The 2,441-nt window shown below is 35.5% G+C and carries 4 protein-coding genes; all 4 read left to right on the top strand.

The window, feature by feature from the left end:
* Positions 1-456 (top strand): 30S ribosomal protein S19e (locus tag OEW78_RS10440; protein WP_300327229.1); only part of this gene is annotated, 456 nt, incomplete at its 5' end.
* Between the two features lie 7 nt (positions 457-463).
* Complete coding sequence (locus tag OEW78_RS10435; protein ID WP_300327228.1) at positions 464-745, top strand: DNA-binding protein; 282 nt, start codon at positions 464-466, stop codon at positions 743-745.
* A 41-nt stretch (positions 746-786) separates the two neighbouring features.
* The gene (locus OEW78_RS10430) at positions 787-1,866 is read left to right on the top strand and encodes a zinc-binding dehydrogenase (protein WP_300327227.1); all 1,080 of its coding nucleotides are present in this window, start codon (positions 787-789) and stop codon (positions 1,864-1,866) included.
* Positions 1,867-1,873: 7 nt separating this feature from the next.
* On the top strand, positions 1,874-2,441 hold a 568-nt coding region (locus OEW78_RS10425; protein ID WP_300327226.1), incomplete at its 3' end, for an aldolase/citrate lyase family protein.

Genomic DNA, 2,441 nt, shown 5'->3' with positions numbered 1-2,441 from the left:
TCTATGGCAAAGGTCTATGATGTACCAGCAGACATATTGATTAAAAGACTATCTTCAGCTCTAAAAAATGAAGACATTCCTGCACCTTCTTGGGTTCCATTTGTTAAAACTGGAGCTCATGCAGATAAACCTCCACAAGATAGGGAATGGTGGCATACTAGATGCGCTTCAATTATGAGAAAAATTTACCTTAATGGTCCAATTGGAATTAATGCTTTAAGAAATGATTATGGCGGTGGCAAACCTTCTGGATATGGAGCTGCCCATCATAAAGATGCAGGCGGTGCAATTATCAGAAATGCAATTCAAGGTTTGGAGAAACTTGGATATGTAGAAAAAGTTGAGAAGAAGGGACGTATAATTTCTAAACAAGGAATGCAAAAACTAGATAGATTATCAACAGAAATTCTTAAAGAACTAATTGTTGAAAATCCACAATTGAAAGTATATTCTTAGATACAAAATGAGTTTTCCAGAATCTAATGAATCTCCCGTTGATAACACAAATCATGAATTAGCTGCACAAAAAGAACAAATCCTAAAACAAATTCTAACTCCTGAAGCTAGAATGAGGCTAAATAACATCAAAATGGTAAAACCTGAGTTATCTGAAATGGTAGAACAATATCTCATTGGAATGGCAACTCAAGGAAAGATCCCTGGGCAGATAAATGACGATCAATTAAAGCAAATTTTGCTCTCTGCACAACAACCTAAACGTGATTTCAAGATAAATCGAGTATAATATAGAAAAAATATAAATTTAGAAACAAATTTTGTTAATACATGAAAGCCGTTGTATACAATGAATATGCGCCAGATGATAATTATGCTAAAATCCTCAAAGTCCAGGATATAGATGACCCAAAACCAAAATCAGATGAGGTAATTTTTACCAATAAAGCATCTGCCCTAAATTATAATGATATTTGGGGAATGAGAGGAGTTCCAGTAGCAGTTCCTCTTCCACATGTTTCTGGTTCTGATGTAGCTGGAGATGTAATCGCCGTAGGTGAAGATGTAACAAATTTCAAAGTTGGAGATAGGGTAGTTTCTCATTCTAATCTTGCATGCAGAGTTTGTAAAGCATGTACAGATGGAAGAGAATTTGATTGTGTCAAAAGACAAGTTTGGGGTTTCCAAACTGGACCTTTGTGGGGTGCATACTCTGAACAAATCCATTTACCCGAAGTTAATGTATCAAAAATTCCTGAGGGAGTTTCATATGATGATGCAGCAGCAGCATCCATGACACTTCTTACTTCTTGGCATATGCTAGTTGGCAGAGCCAAAATTACTCCTGGACAAACTGTTCTAATTATGGGAGGAGGTTCTGGAGTTGGAAGCTTTGGTATTCAAATTGCCAAATTGTATAACTGTGATGTTATTGCAACTGCAAGTCCAGACAAACTAGACAAATGTAGAGAATTAGGTGCAGATTATGCAGTTGATCATAGAAAAGACGATTGGCAAAAAGAAGTCTTTAAGATTTCTAAAGAAATTGCAAAAACAAAAGGTGAAGCACCTGGAATCGATGTTGCATTTGATCATATTGGTCAAACCCACTTTAACAAACAATTAACCCTTCTCAAATATGGCGCAACGCTAGTTTCATGTGGAGCAACTACCGGATATGATGCAAACATAGATCTAAGACACATATTCTTCAAAGGAACTAACATCTTAGGTTCAACACAAGGAACTAAAGCTGAACTTGATCAAGGTTTGTATTGGATGGGTCAAGGTAAGATTAAAGCTGCAGTTGACTCAACTTACACATTTGAGCAAGCAGCTGAGGCTCATACAAAGATGTTAACCGGAAAAGGACTCTTTGGTAAAATCTTGATGAAGCCAGAGGGCGCCTAGTCATTTAATGACTCAGCTTTTTCGCAGTCTCATTTTTGTACCTGGAAACAATTCCAGATTCCTAAAAAAAGCTAAAAGCTTTCAGGCTGACATTGTATGTTTTGATCTAGAAGATTCTGTTCCAGATAATGAAAAATCTAATGCACGAAAACTAATCAAAACTGCATTAAAATCTAGAAAATTATACAAATCTTCAATTTTTATTAGAACTAATTCTCCGAGTTCTAATAAAATTCTTGCAGATCTTAAAGAAATTGTCCAAAAAGGAATTGATGGAATTGTAATCCCCAAAGTGAATAATGTTAAAGAGATGAAAAAAATTGAAAAAATTCTATCTGGTCTAGAGAAAGCCAAAAAACTAAAGCCAATTCAAATCATTCCTTCTATTGAATCTGCTGAAGGAGTAGTCAACACGTATAACATTGCATCGTATGGAAAAAGGGTATCAGCTGTAGTTTTTGGTGTTTTTGATTTGTTAAATGATTTGGGAGTTGAATATACAAAATATTCTGAAGGAGAAAAATACTCTCGAAGGAAAATTGCTGTAGATGCACATGCAGCAGGCGTGGCAGTAA

This window comes from Candidatus Nitrosopumilus sp. (assembly GCF_029882185.1).
Classification (GTDB): domain Archaea; phylum Thermoproteota; class Nitrososphaeria; order Nitrososphaerales; family Nitrosopumilaceae; genus Nitrosopumilus.
Note: the sequence above shows the minus strand (reverse complement) of the source record. Positions and strands in the feature narration are given on the sequence as shown.

What these genes read in the sequence shown, in the direction of transcription:
- OEW78_RS10435 (WP_300327228.1), top strand. Translation starts at nt 464, where the DNA reads ATGAGTTTTCCAGAATCTAATGAATCTCCCGTTGATAACACAAATCAT.
- OEW78_RS10430 (WP_300327227.1), top strand. Translation starts at nt 787, where the DNA reads ATGAAAGCCGTTGTATACAATGAATATGCGCCAGATGATAATTATGCT.